This is a genomic window from Paenibacillus maysiensis, from assembly GCF_000520815.1.
GTDB lineage: Bacteria > Bacillota > Bacilli > Paenibacillales > Paenibacillaceae > Paenibacillus > Paenibacillus maysiensis.
Genome location: NZ_ASRY01000315.1, coordinates 1 through 16,025 on the forward strand (window position 1 = coordinate 1; position 16,025 = coordinate 16,025).

The 16,025-nt window shown below is 46.4% G+C and carries 15 protein-coding genes and 1 tRNA gene; 14 read left to right on the forward strand and 2 right to left on the reverse strand.

Going from position 1 to position 16,025, the window contains the following annotated elements; translation table 11 throughout:
- Positions 1-364 precede the first annotated feature (364 nt).
- The 7 genes from L696_RS0124860 (at position 365) to L696_RS0124890 (ending at position 6,990) form a co-directional block, all read left to right on the forward strand.
- Positions 365-1,315, forward strand: coding sequence for an ROK family glucokinase (locus L696_RS0124860; RefSeq protein WP_025686033.1), 951 nt, complete (start codon positions 365-367; stop codon positions 1,313-1,315).
- A 51-nt stretch (positions 1,316-1,366) separates the two neighbouring features.
- Complete coding sequence (gene rapZ, locus L696_RS0124865) at positions 1,367-2,266, forward strand: RNase adapter RapZ (protein ID WP_025686034.1); 900 nt, start codon at positions 1,367-1,369, stop codon at positions 2,264-2,266.
- Positions 2,267-2,278: 12 nt separating this feature from the next.
- The gene (locus L696_RS0124870; protein ID WP_025686035.1) at positions 2,279-3,265 is read left to right on the forward strand and encodes a gluconeogenesis factor YvcK family protein; all 987 of its coding nucleotides are present in this window, start codon (positions 2,279-2,281) and stop codon (positions 3,263-3,265) included.
- Positions 3,266-3,270: 5 nt separating this feature from the next.
- Positions 3,271-4,215 (forward strand): DNA-binding protein WhiA, encoded by a 945-nt coding sequence (whiA, locus tag L696_RS0124875; RefSeq protein WP_025686036.1) that lies wholly within the window; start codon positions 3,271-3,273, stop codon positions 4,213-4,215.
- A 135-nt stretch (positions 4,216-4,350) separates the two neighbouring features.
- A complete protein-coding gene (locus L696_RS0124880) occupies positions 4,351-4,620 on the forward strand; it encodes an HPr family phosphocarrier protein (RefSeq protein ID WP_013368811.1) in 270 nt (89 codons plus the stop codon).
- 270 nt (positions 4,621-4,890) lie between these two features.
- On the forward strand, positions 4,891-5,649 hold the full coding sequence (locus L696_RS0124885; protein WP_025686037.1) for an SIMPL domain-containing protein: 759 nt from the start codon (positions 4,891-4,893) through the stop codon (positions 5,647-5,649).
- A gap of 231 nt (positions 5,650-5,880) precedes the next feature.
- A complete protein-coding gene (locus L696_RS0124890) occupies positions 5,881-6,990 on the forward strand; it encodes a PdaC/SigV domain-containing protein (protein ID WP_025686038.1) in 1,110 nt (369 codons plus the stop codon).
- 128 nt (positions 6,991-7,118) lie between these two features.
- Here L696_RS0124890 and clpP read toward each other — a convergent pair whose 3' ends face one another.
- Positions 7,119-7,715, reverse strand: coding sequence for an ATP-dependent Clp endopeptidase proteolytic subunit ClpP (clpP, locus tag L696_RS0124895; protein WP_025686039.1), 597 nt, complete (start codon positions 7,713-7,715; stop codon positions 7,119-7,121).
- 209 nt (positions 7,716-7,924) lie between these two features.
- Positions 7,925-7,999: transfer RNA gene (locus L696_RS0124900), tRNA-Arg, on the reverse strand.
- Between the two features lie 235 nt (positions 8,000-8,234).
- Between L696_RS0124900 and L696_RS0124905 the strand changes: the two genes are divergently transcribed.
- From L696_RS0124905 to secG, 7 genes are all read left to right on the forward strand, one after another.
- On the forward strand, positions 8,235-9,272 hold the full coding sequence (locus tag L696_RS0124905; RefSeq protein ID WP_025686040.1) for a sugar-binding transcriptional regulator: 1,038 nt from the start codon (positions 8,235-8,237) through the stop codon (positions 9,270-9,272).
- Positions 9,273-9,359: 87 nt separating this feature from the next.
- A complete protein-coding gene (gene gap, locus L696_RS0124910; protein ID WP_025686041.1) occupies positions 9,360-10,370 on the forward strand; it encodes a type I glyceraldehyde-3-phosphate dehydrogenase in 1,011 nt (336 codons plus the stop codon).
- 123 nt (positions 10,371-10,493) lie between these two features.
- The gene (locus L696_RS0124915; RefSeq protein WP_025686042.1) at positions 10,494-11,675 is read left to right on the forward strand and encodes a phosphoglycerate kinase; all 1,182 of its coding nucleotides are present in this window, start codon (positions 10,494-10,496) and stop codon (positions 11,673-11,675) included.
- Between the two features lie 56 nt (positions 11,676-11,731).
- Positions 11,732-12,484, forward strand: coding sequence for a triose-phosphate isomerase (gene tpiA, locus L696_RS0124920; protein WP_025686043.1), 753 nt, complete (start codon positions 11,732-11,734; stop codon positions 12,482-12,484).
- 1 nt (position 12,485) lies between these two features.
- A complete protein-coding gene (gpmI, locus tag L696_RS0124925) occupies positions 12,486-14,030 on the forward strand; it encodes a 2,3-bisphosphoglycerate-independent phosphoglycerate mutase (protein ID WP_025686044.1) in 1,545 nt (514 codons plus the stop codon).
- 63 nt (positions 14,031-14,093) lie between these two features.
- On the forward strand, positions 14,094-15,380 hold the full coding sequence (eno, locus tag L696_RS0124930) for a phosphopyruvate hydratase (protein WP_025686045.1): 1,287 nt from the start codon (positions 14,094-14,096) through the stop codon (positions 15,378-15,380).
- Between the two features lie 340 nt (positions 15,381-15,720).
- On the forward strand, positions 15,721-15,954 hold the full coding sequence (gene secG / locus L696_RS0124935) for a preprotein translocase subunit SecG (RefSeq protein ID WP_013368823.1): 234 nt from the start codon (positions 15,721-15,723) through the stop codon (positions 15,952-15,954).
- Positions 15,955-16,025: the final 71 nt, after the last annotated feature.

Consider the following 16,025-nt stretch of genomic DNA (forward strand, 5'->3'; position numbering starts at 1 on the left):
ATGGCGGCTATGGACTGCGAGAAATATCTCGAAGGTAGCGCTGTTCATGACTGGAGCAAAACACTGGATCAATAAAGAAAGCTACAGGATACAACATGGCTAAGGTGAGGGCGATTGATAGGCCCTGTTAAGCCGTGCCTTGGATTCAGGAAGAGAAAGCCTGCTGCATCTGCACAGGCTTTCTCCTTTTTATGGATGATGAGACCTGAAGTTCCGCTAATCCTGCGCTTTCCAACAGGGAAGTGTCCTTGACCGTAACCGGGGCTTCAATTATAGTTGGAACGTAGGTAATTATTATGAAGTCAAGATTTTAATCATATATTTCATACACAGTTTTTAAGTAAACATAAAGGTGGCTTGGAACATGTCTGAAAGTATCTATGTGGGTGTCGATTTGGGCGGTACAGCAATCAAGGTGGGCATTTGTAATGAAGACGGACAGCTTTTGCACACATACGAAGGACCAACGGAAACAGCTAAGGGCGTAGACGTTGTGATCAGCAATATCGAAAAATATGTGCGGCACATTGTTGAGCAATCTCCCTATGAATGGGATCAACTGAAGGGTGTCGGAGCGGGCGTTGCCGGTTTTACGAATGTTCGCGAAGGTATTATAGTCCTCGCTCCCAATATTGGCTTTCGTGACGTACCGATCCGTGCACTGTTGGAGGAACGGATTGGCAAGCCTGTAAAAATAGACAATGATGCTAACGTCGCTGCACTTGGCGAGGCTTGGGCCGGGGCGGGCAAAGGCATAGAAAACTGCGTATGTTATACCCTGGGTACGGGTGTAGGCGGTGGCATTATTATTAATGGTAAAATATACCAAGGTTTCTCAGGCATGGCTGGAGAAATTGGTCATATGAGCGTCGTACCGGATCTGGAGGCCATTCAGTGCGGGTGTGGCAAAATGGGTTGTCTGGAAACCGTATCTTCTGCAACGGGCATTATCCGTATGGCAAATGACGCTGTGGAACGTGGAGATCGGACTTCCCTGGCGCTGGAAGCTCAAATCGCCGCCAAGGAAGTATTTGATGCGGCCAAGGCCGGGGATGAGGTTGCGCTGCGTATTGTGAAGCGGGCTGCCTTTTATCTGGGAAAATCTATGGCAGCGGTTGCCACCGTGTTAAACCCGGAGCTGTTTATTGTAGGCGGTGGTGTTTCCAAAGCGGGTGATTTCTTGTTCGAAGAGATGCGTCTGGTATTTGCCAAACTGGCACCTGAGCCGCTCCAGCAAGGGGTATCTATTGTTCCGGCATCGCTTGGCAATGACGCAGGTATCGTAGGAGCAGCCGGTTTGCTGCTGCGCTCCTGATCCATAGGTACATGACATAGAGCGAAGAAGCAAAAGGAGAGGGAAGTCCATATGACAGACAACCTAAAAAACGCTGCGCCGTGGGCAACACTCATTATTATTACGGGAATGTCAGGCGCAGGGAAGACCATTGCAGTGCAAAGCCTGGAAGACTTGGGCTTCTTCTGCGTTGATAATTTACCGCCTGTGCTGATTCCCAAATTTGCTGAATTAATTGAACAGTCCAACGGTAAGATAGGCAAAGTGGCGCTGGTGATTGACTTGCGCGGACGAGAATTTTTTACGGCCTTGTCGGAATCATTGAACTATATTAAGGATCATTTTACGATTCATTGTGAAATTTTGTTCCTGAATGCCAATGATGGTGTTCTCGTACAGCGATACAAGGAAAGCCGTCGTCGCCACCCGCTTGCTCCGGATGGTATGCCTCTGGACGGAATTCGACTGGAGCGCAAAATGTTGGAGGAGCTGAAAAGCTCGGCAACACAGGTCATTGATACAAGTGTGATGAAGCCTGCAACTTTAAAGGCGCGGATTATTTCCCGATTTTCTCATCTGGGGAGTAGCATGCTTTCCGTAAACATTACCTCTTTCGGCTTCAAATATGGTATTCCCATTGATGCCGATCTTATATTCGACGTGCGTTTCCTGCCCAATCCTCACTATGTGGACCAATTGCGGCCACACACCGGACAGGACAGCGATGTGTATGATTATGTTATGAAATGGCCTGAGACTCAGGCATTTCTGACCAAACTGTTGGATATGTTACATTTTTTGATTCCGCAATACCGCAAGGAAGGCAAGAGTCAGGTCATTATCGGTATCGGCTGTACCGGCGGTAAGCATCGTTCTGTCGCGATATCTGAATATTTAGGAAAAATGCTGGGTGCCAGTGAAACAGAATCAGTTTCAGTTTCACATCGGGATGCTGATCGCGACCGGCATTAAAGAGGTGAAAACATGAAAGAGACCGGATCACAACGGGAGCGCCCTCGTATTGTTGTTATGGGCGGCGGAACCGGCTTGTCCGTCATGCTGCGGGGGTTGAAACAAAAGCCGCTGGATATTACGGCTATTGTTACAGTCGCTGACGATGGTGGAAGCTCCGGGATATTGCGCAGTGAGCTGCAAATGCCCCCTCCGGGGGATATTCGTAATGTGCTGACTGCACTGGCTGATGTAGAGCCGGTGATGTCCGATATGCTGAAATACCGTTTCGGCGCAGGATCAGGCTTGGCAGGCCATAGTCTGGGCAACCTGATTTTGGCGGCGATGACCGATATATCAGGAGATTTTGTGACGGCGGTGCGTGAGCTTAGCCGTGTATTTGCTGTACGGGGGCGTGTGCTGCCGGCGGCGGAAGAAGGCGTTGTGCTGAGTGCCGAAATGGAGGATGGCACGGTGGTTACCGGTGAATCCAAAATCCCGGAGGCGGGCGGCAGAATCAAACGTGTTTTTCTTGAACCGACTCACGTGGAGCCGTTGCCTGAGGCTGTAGAGGCCATTAATGAGGCCGATGCGATCCTGATTGGTCCTGGCAGTCTGTACACCAGCATTTTGCCTAATCTGCTTGTACCGAAGCTTGCAGAGGCTGTAGTGAAATCAGACGCCATCAAAATATTCGTCTGCAACGTTATGACTCAGCCGGGCGAAACGGATGGATATACTGTGGGAGACCACCTACAGGCTATTTATGAGCATGTAGGGCATCATTTGTTTGATTATGTAATCGTCAATAATGGAGAAATTCCGCCCCAGGTACAGGAAATGTATGCCGAGCAGGGAGCCAAGCCGGTTCAAGTAGACATGGGAGAACTGACTGACCGGGGGTATAAAGTGGTGGCAGATACGCTTGTTCTGTTCCGCACCTATTTACGGCACGATGCCGACAAACTGAGCCAGCACATTTACCAATTGGTACAAAACTGGATATTAAGAAGGAGGTGAGTCCCTTGTCCTTTGCGGCACAAACAAAAAAAGAGCTTACGATGATCGAGAGCCAGCCCTGCTGTGAAAAAGCAGAACTATCTGCGCTCATACGCATGCTCGGTTCCGTACAGCTGTCCAATAAAAGGGTGACATTGGATGTATCCACAGAAAATGCCGCGATTGCAAGGCGGATTTACTCCTTGATCAAAAAGCATTTTCAAGTTCATATCGAGCTGCTTGTACGGAAAAAAATGCGCCTGAAAAAAAATAACGTGTACATTGTCCGCATTCCAAGCGGTGTACAAGAGCTGTTGAAGGATCTTTACATCGTATCAGAAGGGTTCTTGTTCACGGACGGGATTAATCGGGATATCATTCGGAAAAACTGTTGTAAGCGGGCTTATTTGCGTGGCGCTTTTATGGCAGGTGGCTCTGTGAACAATCCGGAGGGATCGTCTTACCATCTGGAGATCTCCTCGATGTATGAGGAGCATTGTCAGGCGCTGGTCGATCTGGCGAATGAGTTTCATCTGAATGCCCGCTGCATTGAACGAAAAAAAGGCTTTATTCTCTACATCAAGGAAGGCGAAAAGATCATTGAGCTTCTCAGCATCATTGGGGCGCATCAGGCTTTGTTCAAATTCGAGGATGTCCGCATCATGCGCGATATGCGCAATTCCGTAAACCGGATTGTTAATTGTGAAACGGCTAATCTAAACAAGACAATTGGAGCCGCTGTCCGACAAATTGAGAATATCAAGCTGCTGGAGAGGGAAGTCGGGCTGGATACGCTGCCAGATAAGCTGCGCGAGGTGGCGGAAATTCGTCTCGCCCATCCTGACTTGAATTTGAAAGAAGTTGGGGAAATGCTCAAAGGGGTCGTGAGTAAATCGGGGGTAAATCATCGACTTCGTAAAATTGATGAGATGGCTGACAAAATCAGGGGAGAAAACGGCCTGATTCCGTAAAAAGAGTGTCCGTGGGGCTTTCAGCCCCGTTTTTTTAGTTTTTTTTCTAGTGTCTGTCCCGGGTTAATGTTATAATGTGATAAATAAAATGGAGTAAGTAGTGTCCAGATTTATTTGATGAGGGGGTAAGCTAACATGTCAAAACATCCGGTAGTGGTACGCTTGAAAACAGGACTGCACGCCAGACCTGCTGCGTTGTTCGTACAGGAAGCGAATAAATATTCATCTGAGATTTTTGTGGAAAAAGAAGACAAAAAGGTTAATGCCAAGAGTATCATGGGTATTATGAGCCTTGCCATCAGTACAGGTACTGAAATTAACATTAGTGCTGAAGGCGCGGACGCCGAGCAGGCTGTAAACGCTTTAGTAAGTCTGGTTAGTAAGGTAGAGCTGGAAAATCAATAAACAAACATCTGCTTTGTGATATGGTAAATGCTCTTAGTGAAAAGCCCCTTTGGGGCTTTTTTTGTATCCGGAAAAACAGAGTGGTCAATCCCCTCCTTGGGCTGCTCTAATGGGGTCTCTTTGAATACCGCCGCTGTGTTTGGCCCAAGCTACAAGTAATTTACATCCTGTGGTGGTACTCTGTTCGGAAATATGGTGCCTAACTGCAACCTTTTCCCTTTGTTTCCGTCTGGAAGGTACACACATCATCAAGAAAAGAGGGCGAATATGATGAAACATTGGACAAAAGCTGCAAATACAGCAGTTCTGGCAGGAGCATTATTGGCAGGAGTAGTAGCGGGAGGATTATGGACAGGAGCAGATCGCGCCTATGCCGCGTCAGCATCTACGACGGTAAGCAGTGTAATTAATGTGAGTGGTAGCGGGGAGGTATTGGTTAAACCCGATATTGCCTATCTATCCATCGGCGTACAATCTGAAGGAAATACAGCAGCCGCTGCCCAAAAAGCCAACGCCGTTAAAATAAGTAAGGTCACACAACTGCTGAAAGAAAAGTGGAGCATCAGTGCGGACGACATTCAGACGAGTCAGTTCTACGTGCAGCCTAACTATACCTACGACGAAAAAGCTGGACAGAAGCTTAAAGGCTATATTGCCAACCATACACTTTCCGTTAAATACCGTGATTTGGATAAAATCGGTCAATTGCTGGATGGGGCCACACAATCTGGAGCGAACAACGTAGATAACGTGCGTTTTTCAGTAGAAAACTCTTCAGCTTATGAAGAAGAAGCCATTGCCAAGGCGTTGGGAAATGCTCAATCCAAAGCAAATGCTGTAGCCAAGGCAACCAAACGTGGGCTTGGAACTCTCTTGAACGTAACGGTAGATGGGGGAGATGCCCAAATCTTCACACAACGTGAGGCTACTATGAGTAAAGCACTCTTGGATACAAATGGTGGAACAGAGATACAATCCGGTCAAGTGACCGTGAAGGTCCAGGTATCGGCACAATACGAATTGAACTAACGTACAGATTATAACGAAGCCACAAGCTTCCTGCTTTATTTGCAGGATGACTTGCTGGTTTTTTTATATGTCGAAACTATTTTGTAATGAGTCTGTAATAGCTGGGCCCCTTAAATGTACAGATTGAAATCGGAGAGTGTACAGATTGTAAACAACGAACATTGGGGTATAGATATAATAAGTAAAGTAATCAATACACAGTACACATCTACAACAGGAGGAATACTTCATATGAACAAGCATACAAAAAAATGGGGCTCCGCACTGCTGGCAGCGGGTATTTTAGTAGGAGTCGCAGTTGTTCCCGTTTCCTATATCGAAGCAGCTTCATCCAAACAACAGGCTACAGCACAGCAACCAGGTATTTCTATCAAATGGAATGGTAAAACGTTGTCCACCAAAGGGATTCAGGTGAACGGAAGCACATTGATTCCCGTAGCAGTATTGCGCGACAGCCTGGGAATTCCGGTGAGTTATGATGCCAAAACAACGACTTATACCGTAGGTAGTGGGTACAACAAGCTTTTCATCATGTCCTCTTCCTCGTATACCTATGTCAATGTTAACAGAATCAGCACGCGTAGCATGACCGCCAAACAGATCGCCGGGAAGCTGTACATTCCTATGAGTCTGCTGAAAGACTATCTGGGTATCGATGCTCAGTGGAATGCAGCTCAGAAAACAGTAACATTGAGTAAAAGTCAGCTAAATCCGATCACGATTACGTCCCAATCTCTTCCGGCTTCGAGTGATGCAAAGGTGTCCTACAAGGTTAAGTACCCGCAAATCAGCGGTGGCCAGCTAAACCCTGAAGCTCAGCAGGCCATTAACAGTGTGCTCAAAAAGCAAGCGGAGGGAGTACTGGCAGCAGGCAAAAAGCAAGTAGCAGAGGGTGAGCCTACAGTAGAAAGACCGTATGCTTTCAGTAATGATTTTGCTATTGCCTATAACCAACAAGGGATTTTGAGCATCATTATGGAGGATTATTCTGATACGGCTGGTGCTCATGGCATGACGGCCCGTAAAGGATATACGTTCTCACTCGCTGATGGAAAATTGATGCAATTGTCTGACGTGCTGAAGGCCAATCCTAATTACAAACAGTTTCTTAATAGCGACCTGAAGAAAAAAATTAATGGTCCAATGGTGAATGAAGGCGGCTTTGGTGGCTTCAAGGATATTGCGGCTAATCCTAATTTTTATGTAACGAATAGCGGTGTGACGATTGTGTTTGACTTGTATGAGTATGGGCCTTATGCGTATGGTATTCCTGAGTTCACTTATTCGTTTGGTCAATTGTTGCCTCAAGGCAGCAAGCCTTTTGCTGGACAGAATGAATAGTACAAATGAATCATTTGGATTATTTATACCCAAAAGAACAGTAAGCGCAAAAAAGCTGCCTACCGGATACAATCATCCGGGGCAGCTTTTTTGGTTTACCAGCTATTCAAAGGCGATAACTCGTTCTCTTATACACCTTCTGGAGAGGAGCTAGTTAGCACTTTATCAATAATACCGTATTCCTTGGCATCATCTGCGGACATGAAATAGTCACGGTCTGTGTCTTTTTCAATGCGCTCCAGTGGTTGGCCTGTGCGATCTGCGAGAATGCGGTTCAATTTGTCGCGCATTTTCAGAATGCGGCGGGCGCGGATTTCAATATCCGTTGCTTGACCTTGTGCGCCACCCAGCGGTTGGTGAATCATAATCTCGCTGTTTGGCAAGGCAAAACGTTTGCCCTTGGCACCTGCGTTCAGCAAGAACGCACCCATGGAAGCCGCCATACCTACACAAATCGTAGACACGTCAGGTTTAATATATTGCATCGTATCGAAAATGGCCATACCAGCTGTGATCGAACCGCCAGGGCTGTTAACATACAAGTGAATGTCTTTTTCAGGATCTTCGGCAGCCAAAAACAGCATTTGCGCAATAATAGAGTTGGCTACAACGTCATTGACGTCCGAGCCCAACAAAATAATGCGATCCTTCAACAGTCTGGAATAAATGTCATAGGCGCGTTCGCCGCGGTTACTTTGTTCTACTACCATAGGAACATAGCTCACGTCAAAAAACCTCCCTTTAATATCGTTAATGGATTTGGTGGACATGCCGATTACACGTCCCTATTTATAAACTGTTACCGTATTAACCACATGATAAACAATTTCAAACAAAAAGTCAAAGAAAGTCAAACTAATGGTTAAAAAAAAAGAGCCCTCTGCGCTCTAGTTGGTTAAAATAGTATATAGAAACATTTAAACATTCATAAAAATGGCGCGCCCGCGAGGAATCGAACCTCGATCTCAGGCTCCGGAGGCCTACGTCATATCCGTTGGACCACGGGCGCACAGCTAATTGGAAACAAAGATGATTATATGATATACGGCATTGAATTGCAAGCTTTTATTACGTGCGCATATTCACATAAAAAGTTGAGAAATATAGGTTCAGATAGACTTGCATGTAGAGCAAATATTGGTTAAGATATACGTGGGACTTAAAAAGTTAACCCGGGACGTTTTAAGACCAGTTAGTGATATAGCATTAGAGACAGAACTTAGAAGTGTGCGGGAGTGGAAAGCATGCGAAAGATATTAGAAATACAGAAGCAGCTTCTGCCCGACCTCATGGATGTTTTGAAAAAAAGGTACACGATCCTGCATCAGATTATGCTGTCCGATGTCATTGGACGGCGAACGCTGGCAGCTTCACTGAACATGACCGAGCGCGTGTTGCGCGCCGAAACTGATCTTCTTAAAGCCCAAGGGCTGATTGAGATTGAGAGTGTGGGCATGAAGGTGAGCAAAGCAGGACTGGATCTGCTGGAACAGCTGGAGCCGATTGCGAACAACTTGTTCGGCCTGTCCCAATTGGAGGATCAGATTCGTCAAGCCTATGGTTTGAGGAAGGTGGTTGTCGTTCCAGGGGATTCGGATGCTTCTCCTTTAACGAAGCAGGAGCTGGGCCGTGCTGGGGCAAAAGCGCTGCTGAGCGTTATGGACGACGAGGATGTGGTCGCCGTAACAGGTGGCACGACGATTGCGGACGTGGCGGAACAACTGACACTACCTGCTAATGGCCCACTTAAGGGCGGATGGTTCGTACCGGCACGCGGGGGTTTGGGAGAAAGCATGGAAATGCAGGCCAACACAATTGCTTCCACAATGGCTCGCAAGGTCGGCTCACAATACCGTCTGCTCCATGTACCAGATTTGCTCAGCAATCATGCTTACAACTCCCTGCTTGAAGATGCGAATATTCAGGATATTTTGAGCCTGATTCGAGAGAGTCGGATCATCATTCACGGGATAGGCAACGCCATAGCGATGGCACGCAGACGCAAGCTTGACCCCGAAACCTTTGCCCAGATCAGCAGTGAGGGCGCGGTTGCCGAATCGTTTGGCTATTATTTTAACGAAGACGGTGTCGTTATTCACAAAATGCTGACGCTTGGACTCCGTTTGGAGGATATCAGGCGTACCGAGACGGTTCTAGGCGTAGCTGGAGGTAAGAGCAAGGCGGCCGCTATTCATGCAGTGCTGCGTTTCGGGCAGGAAGATATTCTTGTCACCGACGAAGGCGCTGCTGCTGAAATTGTAAGCCATTATTTGAATGGTTAATACGGATTTATGAATTGTGTTGTCTTGACGGGCTTTCGGGTCTGTCTTGAATATATAAACTAAACGAACTTTGGGAGGAACTCACTCATGACAGTTAAAGTTGGTATTAACGGTTTCGGACGTATTGGACGCCTTGCTTTCCGCCGGATTCAAAACGTGGAAGGTATTGAAGTAGTAGCAATTAATGACTTGACAGATTCCAAAATGTTGGCACATCTGTTGAAATATGATACAACACAAGGTACTTTCCAAGGAGAAGTAGAAGTACACGATGGCTTCTTCAAAGTTAACGGTAAAGAAGTTAAGGTTTTGGCTAACCGTAATCCTGAAGAACTGCCTTGGGGAGACCTGGGCGTAGATATCGTTCTGGAATGCACAGGTTTCTTCACAACTAAAGAAGCTGCTGAGAAACATTTGAAAGGCGGCGCTAAAAAAGTTGTTATCTCCGCTCCAGCTACTGGCGACATGAAAACTGTCGTTTACAACGTAAACCATGAAATTCTGGACGGTACTGAAACTGTAATCTCCGGTGCTTCTTGCACAACGAACTGCCTGGCTCCTATGGCTAAAACACTGCAAGACAAATTTGGTATCGTTGAAGGCCTGATGACTACAATTCATGCTTATACTGGCGACCAAAACACTTTGGATGCTCCACATGCTAAAGGTGACTTCCGTCGTGCTCGCGCAGCAGCTGAAAACATCATTCCTAACACAACTGGTGCTGCTAAAGCCATCGGTCTGGTAATTCCTGAACTGAAGGGTAAACTGGATGGCGCGGCTCAACGTGTACCAGTAGCAACTGGTTCCCTGACTGAGCTGGTAACTGTTCTGGAGAAAAACGTAACTGTTGAAGAAATCAACGCTGCGATGAAAGAAGCTTCCGATGCTGAAACTTATGGCTATACTGAAGACGAGATCGTTTCTTCCGACATCAAAGGTATCACTTTCGGTTCTTTGTTTGACGCAACTCAAACTAAAGTCCTGACTGTTGGCGACAAACAACTGGTGAAAACTGTAGCTTGGTACGACAATGAAATGTCCTACACAGCACAATTGATTCGTACGTTGGAATACTTCGCTAAATTGGCTAAGTAAGAACAGTCTCATCGCGCAACATCATAGAGCGGAAACAGCAGTTATTGTTTCCGCTCTTTATATATCAAAATGTGCCTTAAATTCCTGTTTCGTAAAATTAAAAGGGTGCGGAGGAATACGGAGATGAACAAAAAGAGCGTACGTGATATAGAACTGAATGGAAAACGGGTGTTTGTTCGTGTAGATTTTAACGTTCCGGTTGAGGACGGTAAAATTACGGATGACAAGCGTATTCGTGAAACCTTGCCAACGATTAACTACCTGATTGAAAAGGGTGCAAAAGTTATTTTGGCGAGTCACTTTGGACGTCCAAAAGGTCAGGTCGTTGAATCCATGCGTCTGACTCCTGCTGGCGTGCGTTTGTCTGAACTGCTCAAAAAGCCTGTTGTTAAAGTGGACGAAGCAGTTGGTGAGGCTGTTAAAGCGAAAGTGGCTGAACTGCAAAACGGCGACGTGCTGTTGCTTGAAAATGTACGCTTCTATCCAGGAGAAGAGAAAAATGATCCTGAACTGGCAAAGCAATTTGCTGAACTGGCTGACATTTTCGTGAATGACGCATTTGGTGCAGCGCACCGTGCTCATGCTTCCACAGAAGGTATCGCGCATCTTCTTCCAGCTGTTTCCGGCTTACTGATGGAGAAAGAATTGTCTGTAATCGGTAAAGCTCTTTCAAACCCAGATCGTCCTTTTACAGCCATTATCGGCGGTTCCAAAGTAAAAGACAAAATCGACGTGATTGACAATCTGCTGAACATTGCAGATAACGTAATCATTGGCGGCGGTTTGGCTTATACATTTTTTAAAGCTCAAGGTCATGAAGTGGGTCAATCCCTACTGGATGAATCCAAACTGGACGTAGCTCTTGGATTTATCGAAAAGGCGAAGAAGCTCGGCAAAAAATTCTATCTTCCGGTAGATATCGTTGTTTCTGACGATTTCAGCGCTACAGCGAACACGAACATTGTGGACATCGACGGTATTCCTGCAGATTGGGAAGGCGTGGATATCGGACCGAAAACACGTAAAATCTATGCAGATGTTATCAAAAACTCCAAATTGGTTGTTTGGAATGGACCAATGGGTGTATTTGAAATGGAGCCTTTCGCTGGCGGTACGCGTGAAGTAGCGGAAGCTTGCGCAACAACAGAAGCATACACCATCATTGGTGGCGGTGATTCTGCGGCAGCGGCTGAGAAGTTCCATCTGGCTGACAAAATGGATCATATCTCTACTGGCGGCGGCGCGTCCCTCGAATTTATGGAAGGCAAAGCACTTCCGGGTGTTGTTGCACTCAACGATAAATAATCAAACCTGCGCGTAATAAACGCTTTAGGGCACCTAATAGTTAGGAGTTGAAACCATTGAGAACACCGATTATCGCGGGTAACTGGAAGATGTTTAAAACCGTACCAGAAGCTAAAACCTTCATCGAAGAGATCAAAGGCAAAGCAGAGGTTGTAGGAGTGGAAAGCGTGATTTGCGCACCATTTACGAATCTTCCTGCTCTGGTTGAAGCAGTAAAAGGTACATCTATCAAAATTGGCGCACAAAACCTGCACTTTGCAGAAGACGGCGCATTTACAGGTGAAATCAGCGGCGGGATGCTGAAAGATCTGGGCGTAGACTATGTTGTGATCGGACACTCCGAGCGTCGTGAATATTTTAACGAAACCGACGAAACGGTGAACAAAAAGGTTCATGCGGCATTCCGTCATGGTCTGACTCCAATCGTATGTGTTGGCGAAAAGCTGGAAGACCGTGAAGCGGGTCAAACCAAAGAGGTTGTAAAAGTGCAAACTGTAGCAGCTTTTGCTGGTTTGGCTAAGGATCAGGCTGCACAAGTAGTTGTTGCTTATGAGCCAATCTGGGCCATCGGAACCGGCAAATCCTCTACTTCTCAGGATGCGAATGAAGTGATTTCCTATATCCGTAGTCTGATTAAAGAGCTGTATGATGAAAACACAGCAAATGCTGTACGTATTCAGTACGGTGGCAGTGTAAAACCTGAAAATGTTACTGAGTACCTGGGTCAAAGCGATATCGACGGCGCGCTCGTGGGCGGTGCCAGTCTTCAACCGGCGTCGTATATCGCGCTTGTTGAGGGGGCGAAGTAAGATGACAGCACCAAAACCGGTAGCTTTAATTATTATGGACGGGTTCGGGCTGCGCGACACCGTGGAAGGCAATGCGGTTGCACAGGCCAACAAACCGAATTACGATCGGTATTTAAAACAGTATCCTCATACAACGCTGACGGCTTCTGGCGAAGCGGTGGGTCTGCCGGAAGGACAAATGGGTAACTCCGAAGTAGGTCACTTGAATATCGGCGCAGGTCGAATTGTATATCAAGACTTGACTCGTATTTCGAAGTCCATCCGTGAGGGTGAGTTCTACGACAATGAAACATTGGTTAAAGCAGTCCAACATGCCAAGAAGAACAACACGAAACTTCACCTGTACGGACTTCTGTCCGACGGCGGCGTGCATAGCCATATCAGTCATCTGTTCGCTATGCTGGACTTGGCGAAAAAAGAAGGCTTAACAGAAGTGTACATTCATGCTTTCATGGATGGACGCGATGTTATGCCTGACAGCGGCGTGGACTTCATGCAGCAACTGATCGCCAAAATTCAGGAAGTGGGTATTGGTAAAATCGCGACTGTACAAGGACGCTATTATGCCATGGACCGCGACAAACGTTGGGAGCGTGTAGAGAAATCTTACCGTGCAATCGTGTACGGCGAAGGTCCTCAATATACAGATCCAATGGAAGCATTGAAAGAATCGTATGAAAAATCGGTGTTCGACGAATTTGTGGAGCCTACGGTTATTGTGAAGGCTGACGGAAGCCCTGTAGGGCTGGTCGAAAGCAATGACTCTGTTATCTTCCTCAATTTCCGTCCTGACCGCGCGATTCAACTGTCTCAGGTATTTACGAACGCGGACTTCCGTGGTTTTGACCGTGGTCCGAAATGGCCTAGAAATTTGCACTTTGTTTGCCTGACGTTGTTCAGCGAAACGGTTGAAGGCTTTGTAGCCTACGAACCGAAAAACCTGGATAACACATTCGGTGAAGTATTGGTGCAGAACAACAAAAAGCAATTGCGTATTGCCGAGACTGAAAAATATCCGCACGTTACTTTCTTTTTCAGTGGCGGACGTGATGTGGAGCTTCCTGGCGAAACTCGTATTTTGATCAACTCACCTAAAGTGGCTACATATGACTTGCAGCCGGAAATGAGTGCGTATGAAGTAGCGGATGCTGCTGTTAAGGAAATCGAAGCCGACAAGCATGATGCGATTATCCTGAACTTTGCCAATCCGGATATGGTTGGACACTCTGGCATGCTGGAGCCAACGATTAAGGCGGTAGAGACGACGGATGAATGTGTTGGACGTGTTGTAGATGCGGTTAAAGCCAAAGGCGGCGTGGTTATTATCATTGCCGACCATGGTAACGCGGATATGGAAATTGATGAGCAGGGACGTCCGTTCACAGCTCACACAACTAATCCGGTTCCGTTCATTTTGACTGACGAAAATATCGTTTTACGTGAGCATGGAATACTGGCTGACGTAGCTCCAACGCTTCTGGATTTAATGCAACTTCCGCAACCTGCGGAAATGACAGGAAAATCTATGATTGCATCCCGCAAGTAAGCTTGATTTAATAAGTATAGGCTTGACCAATAAATCATGAATCACAAAGGAGATTAAGTACAAATGACTATTATTTCTGACGTGTACGCTCGCGAAGTTCTCGACTCCCGTGGTAACCCTACGGTTGAAGTTGAAGTATATCTGGAATCCGGTGCTATCGGTAGCGCTATCGTTCCTTCCGGTGCCTCCACAGGCGCTCACGAAGCTGTAGAGCTTCGCGATAACGACAAATCCCGTTACCTGGGTAAAGGCGTTCTGCAAGCTGTTAAAAACGTGAACGAAATTATTGCTCCTGAAGTAATCGGCTTGGATGCTGTGAACCAAGTAGAAATCGACACGCTGATGATCAAATTGGATGGTACTCCAAACAAGGGTAAACTGGGTGCAAACGCAATTCTGGCTGTATCCATGGCTGTAGCTCGCGCTGCTGCTGAAGCTCTGGGCTTGCCACTGTACACTTACCTGGGCGGATTCAACGCTAAACAATTGCCAGTACCAATGATGAACATCGTTAACGGTGGCGCTCATGCCGACAACAACGTTGACGTTCAAGAATTCATGGTTCTGCCTGTAGGCGCGCCTACTTTCAAAGAAGCTCTGCGTGTTGGTGCGGAAATCTTCCATAACCTGAAATCCGTACTGAATTCTAAAGGTTTGAACACAGCTGTTGGTGATGAAGGCGGTTTTGCTCCTAACTTCAAATCCAATGAAGAAGCTTTGTCCACTATTATCGAAGCAATCGAAAAAGCCGGTTACAAACCAGGCGTTGACGTATTCCTCGGTATGGACGTTGCTTCCACTGAGTTCTACAAAGATGGAAAATACACACTGGAAGGCGAAGGCAAATCCTTCACTTCTGCTGAGTTCGTTGACCTGCTTGCTTCTTGGGTTGACAAATACCCAATCATCACCATCGAAGATGGTTGCTCCGAAGATGACTGGGAAGGTTGGAAATTGCTCACTGAAAAATTGGGCAACAAAATCCAATTGGTTGGTGACGACCTGTTCGTAACAAATACAGAGCGTCTCGGTAAAGGTATCGAAGAAAACATCGGTAACTCCATCCTGATCAAAGTAAACCAAATCGGTACGCTGACTGAAACATTTGATGCTATCGAGTTGGCTAAACGTGCAGGATACACAGCTGTAATCTCTCACCGTTCCGGTGAATCCGAAGACAGCACAATTGCTGATATCGCTGTTGCAACAAATGCAGGCCAAATTAAAACAGGTGCGCCTTCCCGTACTGACCGTATCGCGAAGTACAACCAATTGCTCCGTATTGAGGATCAACTGGGTGAACTGGCTCAATACCACGGCCTGAAATCTTTCTACAACCTGAAAAAATAATATTGCGCAAAGATGCTGACGGTGCCAGGCAGCTGTGATTCAAGAACACGGAGTCTGAGCGCTCAAAGTCATTTACGTAATTACAAAACAGACCTGTTCGCTAACGTGAGCAGGTCTGTTTTTTTGGTTTTTTCTTATGTGATGTCGGTTATACTCTTTTGCAAGGCTTAATGAAGTGGCTCGGTATAGCTGGTTGTTATCTACTGGAAGCTGTGGTAGAATGAAAATAGTGTTTTGCGTTAATTTCCAGCTATTCATAACATGATATGATCATGTTTTCATAAAAAAGGCTGTGTTGTTTTGCAAAACAGATGTATTAGCTCAGGAGGTGGGATTTTTCATGGAAATCTTTTTGAAAGTGCTGCTCGTTGTATTCTCGATTGCTGTTATTGCGGTTGTTTTACTGCAAAAGGGGAAAAGTGCAGGTTTGTCCGGTGCCATCTCTGGCGGTGCTGAGCATCTGTTCGGCAAGACAAAAGCTCGCGGTATGGATTTGATTTTGCAGCGCGTGACTGCTGTTTTGGGTGCGTGCTTTATGATCGTTTCCGTTTTAGTTGCATTTTTTGCAAAATAAGCTAAATAATAACCTTAAGCCTTCGTTTCACGGGAAACGGGGGCTTTTTTGGATTTTAGATAGGCAGGGAT

Bases quoted from the DNA above. Each gene is read 5' to 3' on its own strand.
- secG (WP_013368823.1), top strand. From the start codon at position 15,721: ATGGAAATCTTTTTGAAAGTGCTGCTCGTTGTATTCTCGATTGCTGTT.
- L696_RS0124905 (WP_025686040.1), top strand. From the start codon at position 8,235: ATGCGAAAGATATTAGAAATACAGAAGCAGCTTCTGCCCGACCTCATG.
- L696_RS0124870 (WP_025686035.1), top strand. From the start codon at position 2,279: ATGAAAGAGACCGGATCACAACGGGAGCGCCCTCGTATTGTTGTTATG.
- L696_RS0124890 (WP_025686038.1), top strand. From the start codon at position 5,881: ATGAACAAGCATACAAAAAAATGGGGCTCCGCACTGCTGGCAGCGGGT.
- L696_RS0124860 (WP_025686033.1), top strand. From the start codon at position 365: ATGTCTGAAAGTATCTATGTGGGTGTCGATTTGGGCGGTACAGCAATC.
- gap (WP_025686041.1), top strand. From the start codon at position 9,360: ATGACAGTTAAAGTTGGTATTAACGGTTTCGGACGTATTGGACGCCTT.
- eno (WP_025686045.1), top strand. From the start codon at position 14,094: ATGACTATTATTTCTGACGTGTACGCTCGCGAAGTTCTCGACTCCCGT.
- L696_RS0124915 (WP_025686042.1), top strand. From the start codon at position 10,494: ATGAACAAAAAGAGCGTACGTGATATAGAACTGAATGGAAAACGGGTG.
- rapZ (WP_025686034.1), top strand. From the start codon at position 1,367: ATGACAGACAACCTAAAAAACGCTGCGCCGTGGGCAACACTCATTATT.
- gpmI (WP_025686044.1), top strand. From the start codon at position 12,486: ATGACAGCACCAAAACCGGTAGCTTTAATTATTATGGACGGGTTCGGG.
- L696_RS0124880 (WP_013368811.1), top strand. From the start codon at position 4,351: ATGTCAAAACATCCGGTAGTGGTACGCTTGAAAACAGGACTGCACGCC.
- L696_RS0124885 (WP_025686037.1), top strand. From the start codon at position 4,891: ATGAAACATTGGACAAAAGCTGCAAATACAGCAGTTCTGGCAGGAGCA.